Origin of the sequence: Anabaenopsis tanganyikae CS-531 (assembly GCF_029891675.1) — a bacterium.
Lineage (GTDB): Bacteria > Cyanobacteriota > Cyanobacteriia > Cyanobacteriales > Nostocaceae > Anabaenopsis > Anabaenopsis arnoldii.
Genome location: NZ_JANQDF010000081.1, coordinates 1 through 5961, shown reverse-complemented (window position 1 = coordinate 5961; position 5961 = coordinate 1). Strand labels below are relative to the sequence as shown.

The window sequence follows — 5961 nt, the reverse complement described above, 5'->3', positions numbered from 1 at the left end:
AAGGACAAGACAAGGTGGACAAGGTGGACTAGGTGACAAGGGAGAAAAACAGTACAAAGTCTGTATTCTTAGTAAGAAAAATAGCCCCTTAAAAGACCATTGTCCGGATAAAATCTTCCTTGTCCACTTTCCTTCCTTGTCTTCGGTGGTCTTGCCTTCACAGATCATATTAAAAACCTACCCTTGTAAGGAAGGGGGTGGGGTCAAAACTTGACAAACATCCTCTAAAATACTTTGCGAGTAATTGAGTGGTTAAGCTGCTCACCCAGGGACTAATTGCCAAAAAATGGCTATAAGCATTGAATTAAAGATGGGATTATTGATACATTATGGAAATTGAACTATAAATCCAGAGCTATTGAAGGTACTAAACCAGAATTTTTATGAAATCTCTACACCGTCCCGATCTATATGGCTGGTCTACTTTCAATCCCACAAGAAATATTGATTTCCATGGGGTTGCTTGGGTGCGTCCACAGGGAAATATCCTCATTGACCCAGTAGCTTTATCAAATCATGATTGGAATCATTTGCAATCCCTCGGTGGTGTGCTTTGGATTGTGTTGACTAATTCTGAGCATATCAGGTCTGCTAAGGAAATCGCTGACCAAACTTATGCTAAAATCGCCGGACCTGTGAAGGAAAAGGATAATTTTCCCATACGTTGCGATCGCTGGTTAGGTGATGGTGATGAAGTTGTCCCCGGATTAAAGGTGTTAGAACTTCACGGTTCTAAGACACCGGGGGAGTTGGCCTTGTTACTAGAGGAAACAACTTTGATTACCGGAGACCTTGTACGCGCTCGCAAGGCTGGTAGTTTAACCATCTTACCTGATGAGAAGTTGCTCAACCGTCAAGCGGCTGTGGCTTCTGTGCAACGCCTAGCAGCACTACCCCACGTAGAAGCTGTATTGGTGGGGGACGGTTGGCCTGTGTTTCGGGATGGTCGCGATCGCTTGCAGGATTTGCTAGCCACCTTATAATTACTCAACTCACTGGGTAACCTATTCCCCTGGCCATGAGTGCAGCCAACAGGGGAATCAGTGCAAAACCAACAATTTCAGTTCTAATTAACCAGATCAGACGATTTACTTGAGTTGATTCAACCTTGGGGGCTGTCCCCTTTTGGAGAGCAGGAACCCAACTAATAAAAGAAACTGTCGGATACAAAGACAAACCACCTACCAACAGAAAGATAGCTACTTTCGTATAAAAAACAGGATTATTTAAATAGTACTCCGAGCCTTTACCATAGTAAAGAACACGTAATACACCTGTAGCCAAAATCATTACCGCTGATATACCATACACAGTATCAGCAATGACAATTTTCCAAGCCTCATTTAAGCTCAACTCCTTTTGAGAGTTTAAGATGAATATCTCTAAAACTAGCGCTCCAAAAGACAACATCAACCCCAAGTAATGCAAATATGCAACAACGGCACTTATCAACATAATAATTTCTAGATTTTGCGATTTTAGTATTTATTTTGGAGCCGAAACCATCTCATCTTTTATTTTCGGTAAATTCCTTATAAATTGTACACTAAACTGGCTAATCTGTATTGCCTAAGTTTGACCACCAGTGTAGTTCGTGAGTTAAAGAGTATAAAATAGAGGTTTATTTTCAGTTTTCCTGGCTACCACCTAGCACAGCATCATATTCGCCCAGACCCAGGCAATTATTTGTGATCACAAACAGTCCTGTAATGATTATTAGTAACGGCTAAAACTATTAATCTTGATCTATTGAAATTTCCGAATATTATTTGTTATCCCAACTTTTAGATAATATTCTTTGGTGAATCAACATCAACCGCTTTTTTTTAGATATTGTGATTATCTTTTGTGTAGTAAAGTGCTGGTATTGTTTTACCTTTGATTTTTCCTTTAGGTCAGTTTCTCATTTTTTATGCAACCCCGGCCTACTATCATAGAAATTTTTTCCACCTTCTTACAGTTTCAGGGAGACAGATTCAGTCATTGGGCGACAGAATCAAGATTGCGTCGCAGCATTCAACGTTGTCTGCAACAAACCACAAAAAATACAACTGAAAACTTTTGGGTTATATATTGGTATAAGTCTTGGGAAGTTGCAGAAACTAAATTTTTGGCGCAGCAACATCTGACAGCATATTTACAAGAAGCTTGCTATTGGAGTTCTCAAAAAACAGTCGCTAACTTCCTGAGTACCCAATACAAAATATCAGATTGTTTTCAAATAGCGATCGCCCAAGTTAATAAAGTTTTCCAAGGTTTTAATCCTAATTACAGCAGTAGTTTGAAAAGTTATGCCAGTATTGTGTTTGGGAATGCTATCCGGGAATATTGTCGCCAAGTTGGGGAAGTGGATATTTGTACAGACTGGGGTCTGTTAAGGAAAACATCACAAATGCGTTTCCATGACGCTCTCAAAAATGCTGGGTACTCCTCAGATACCATTGACGCTTATACTGTGGCTTGGCAATGTTTTAAAACTTTATATATCCCCCAACCTGGTAATTGTCGCCAACTAGCTCCACCAGATGAGCAAATTTGGCAAGCGATCGCCCAGATTTATAATACACAAACTCGCTCTAAAGTCAACCCCAAAACCTTAGAAAATTGGCTCCTCAGTGCGGCAACAGCCGTGAGAAAATATCTTTACCCCCGGAAGGATTCCCTTGATTATCTACCAGGGGTAGATCTACCAGGAACCGAACCAGCATCTTTAATCGATGGAATTATCGCCGCTGAAGAAGCCCAAACCCGCGCGGGTGTGCAAATGCAGATTAACCGACTTTTAGGGGATACCATCACCCAACTTGAACCGCAATTGCAAAATATTTTACAACTATACTATGGTCAACAGCACAATCAAAATGTCATTGCCAAACAGTTAGAAATCAAGCAATATACAGTGTCCCGGCGATTGACAACAGCTAAAACAATATTACTGCGAACTCTGGCTAATTGGAGTCGGAATACTTTGCATATTTCCGTCAACACAGACCTACTAACTAGCATGAGTCCTGTGATTGAGGAATGGTTGCAAAAACACTACAGCATTTCTACTTAATGCGTAGAGGAAAAGCCGCCAAATTATCCGGAGAAAACCCCATGAATATTAATACCCCCATCTTAAATTATGTTTTTACAGACATAATTTTAGCAATTCCAGATACTATACAATCTGCAATTCACTCTCGGAACAATTATCAAGCCTATATCAATCAACTGTGTTTGGGTGCTGTCTTACCTTGGTTACAGTCAGACTTCACACCCCAAGCCCAAGTTTGGCCTAATACCACCGCTTTACCTAGTTTTTCGGAGCTAGTCAATGGTACTGCTATCACAGTAGACGCAGTGAGATTTATTTTGGTTCCCAGTGAAAATATTGATTGTAGTGAATTGCGTGTACCCCAGGAATGGGTAGATATTCCTACCTGGGCGGGGGATTATTACTTAGGAGTGCAAGTAGAACCAGATGATGGCTATGTTAGGGTTTGGGGCTATTGTACCCATCAACAACTCAAAACCAAAGGTAATTATCAGCCAAGCGATCGCACCTATGCTCTGGAGCAAGATTATATTATTACCGATATGAGTGTATTAGGGGTAGCGCGAGAATTTTGCAGTGATGAAATTACACGAACTGCCATCATAGACTTACCAAATATACCACAAGCACAAGCGGAAAATTTAATTACCCGCCTGGGAAATCCAGCCATAATTAACCCCGGTTTAACAGTGCCTTTTCCATTGTGGGGGGGATTAATTGGCCATGGAGGTTGGCGACAACGATTATATGAACAACGTTTGGGACTACCAGAACAACGCTCAGTCACACAATGGTTAAACAGCGGTGTGTCGGAAATGGTAGTCGGGTGGGAAAAGATCAATCTGCAACCCAATAGGGCTGGGGCGCGAAATATCACGGAAAATCAACCAAGAGTGACTTTATCGCGCCAACTAGCGATCGCGGGTCAATTATATGAACTGGTGATTACACCCCAAGGTCAACCCCACATCACACATTGGCGGTTTGAGTTACGTCATACTATCATAGGCGCAGGCATTCCTGGGGGTTTTAAACTCAGACTCCTCACCGAAGACTTACAACCATTTCCCAATAATGAAGATATAGCCACCACTGCGGTGGAACAACTTTATATAGAGGTTGCATTAGAACCAGGAGAAGGTATAGTCTGGGAAACAGAACCCCATCCCGATAACTATGACCGAGAAATATTAAAATTTTAACGGTAAAACCCCATCCTGACTTTATGCCTTCTCAAATCCCCATCAATCAAAATAAAATCGGCGTGGCAGTTATCGGTACTGGATTTGGTCAAAAAGTCCACATTCCTGGATTTAAAGCCCATCATCGCACCGAAATAGTCGCCGTTTATCATCGAGATATTCATCAAGCCCAAACCATCGCCCAAACTCATCATATCCCCCACGCCTGCGACAATATTACCGATATTTTGGCATTACCAGCAGTGCAAGCGGTGAGTATAGCAACACCCCCATTTCTCCACTATGAAATGGCTAAAGCAGTCCTGCAAGCCAGGAAACACTTATTATTAGAAAAACCCACAACTTTAAATGTCTTAGAAGCTAAAGAATTATATCAATTAGCCCAAGCCCAAGGCGTAACTGCTATAGTAGATTTTGAATTTCGCTTTGTTCCAGCATGGCAATTATTCGCCGAATTATTAGCTAAAAACTATGTAGGTAACAAGCGCTTAATTAAAATTGATTGGTTAGGTTCTTCCCGCGCGGATACCGAACGCCCATGGAACTGGTATTCCTGTCAAGAACAGGGAGGCGGTGCATTAGGTTCTTTAGGGTCCCACGCCTTTGATTATATCTCCTGGCTCTTTGGACCAGTCAGCAGATTAAACGCCTACCTGACTACCGCCATTCCCGCACGGGTTGACCCCAGTATTGGAGAATTAAAACCAGTCAATACAGATGACAACTGTCTGCTATCTTTAGAATTAGCTGATGGTACACCTTGTCAACTTGCTATCAGTGCTGTAGTTTACGCATCTCGCACACATTGGATAGAAGTGTATGGCGATCGCGGTACCCTAGTTTTAGGTAGTGAAAATCAAAAAGATTATATACATGGATTTCGCGTGTGGGGTTGCCAACCTGGTCAACCTCTCCAAGAAATTGAAATACCCAACCGGTTAGTTTTTCCCCAACATCACCCAGACGGGCGTATTTGTGCATTTACCCGTGTAGTAGACCAATGGGTACAAGGAATTGAACGCCAACAGCTAATAGTCCCATCCTTGCGAGAAGGAGTTTATTCTCAACTGTTAATGGATTTATCTCATAAATCTCACACAACATCAAGTTGGGTAGATGTCCCCAACCTGGAAAAGTTCCTCACTGATGGTGTCTAATCAAGTAGACACTAATTGATTCCCCGCTGGGAAATGCTATAGCTGTCAGGGATAATAATTAATAGATGTATCCCTGAACAGCTATCTAGTAAACTGAGATCCTAATTAAATTAGTAACCCCAACTAAATGACTTAGCTAGGTAGGTCACATGACCAATAGCATAGGTGCTTACAAAAGCTTCAGCTAACTTAGTTAATGTAGAAATATCGCTGACATATCCACTATTAGAAACACTGCTTTCACCTCCAGAAACAGCATCTACATCTTTAAGTTCATTGAGAAAACTTTCAGAATCTTGAAATAATTCCACACCAGCATTGTTGAGTTCAGAAAGAATAATGTTAGCCATTTTATTGCTCCTCAAGTATTTGTAGCGATAGTTTTTTCCGGAATTAGCCGTCAGGGATAATAATTAATAGGTGTATCCCTGAACAGCTATCTAGTAAACTGAGATCCTAATTAAATGCAGCGATTCAAGTCATTAGTAAGCGTAACTAAATGACTTAGCTAGTACGGTCACATGACCAATAGCATAGGTGGTTACAAAGGCTTCAGCTAACT

The 5961-nt window shown here is 41.3% G+C and carries 7 protein-coding genes; 5 read left to right on the top strand and 2 right to left on the bottom strand.

Translation table 11 applies throughout. The annotated features are described in order from the left end of the window. A partial coding sequence (locus NWP22_RS08160; protein WP_280801718.1) for a hypothetical protein occupies positions 1–214 on the top strand: 214 nt, incomplete at its 5' end. Positions 215–383: 169 nt separating this feature from the next. Continuing rightward, the gene (locus tag NWP22_RS08155) at positions 384–983 is read left to right on the top strand and encodes an MBL fold metallo-hydrolase (protein WP_271731014.1); all 600 of its coding nucleotides are present in this window, start codon (positions 384–386) and stop codon (positions 981–983) included. Between the two features lie 4 nt (positions 984–987). On the opposite strand, the gene NWP22_RS08150 is transcribed toward NWP22_RS08155, so the two are convergent. After that, entirely contained in the window at positions 988–1455 is a 468-nt protein-coding gene (locus tag NWP22_RS08150) for a DUF2214 family protein (RefSeq protein ID WP_271731012.1), read from the bottom strand. 457 nt (positions 1456–1912) lie between these two features. Between NWP22_RS08150 and NWP22_RS08145 the strand changes: the two genes are divergently transcribed. From NWP22_RS08145 to NWP22_RS08135, 3 genes are read left to right on the top strand one after another with little or no spacing between them, the layout of a single operon-like run. Next, positions 1913–3058: a sigma-70 family RNA polymerase sigma factor gene (locus NWP22_RS08145; protein WP_271731011.1), complete on the top strand. Its 1146-nt coding sequence runs from the start codon at positions 1913–1915 to the stop codon at positions 3056–3058. Between the two features lie 41 nt (positions 3059–3099). Then, positions 3100–4242, top strand: a complete 1143-nt coding sequence (locus NWP22_RS08140; RefSeq protein WP_271731016.1) for a DUF1822 family protein — start codon at positions 3100–3102, stop codon at positions 4240–4242. Positions 4243–4265: 23 nt separating this feature from the next. Beyond that, a complete protein-coding gene (locus tag NWP22_RS08135; RefSeq protein ID WP_271731009.1) occupies positions 4266–5399 on the top strand; it encodes a Gfo/Idh/MocA family protein in 1134 nt (377 codons plus the stop codon). A 110-nt stretch (positions 5400–5509) separates the two neighbouring features. Here NWP22_RS08135 and NWP22_RS08130 read toward each other — a convergent pair whose 3' ends face one another. Then, complete coding sequence (locus tag NWP22_RS08130; RefSeq protein ID WP_271731006.1) at positions 5510–5749, bottom strand: hypothetical protein; 240 nt, start codon at positions 5747–5749, stop codon at positions 5510–5512. Between the last annotated feature and the right edge of the window lie 212 nt (positions 5750–5961).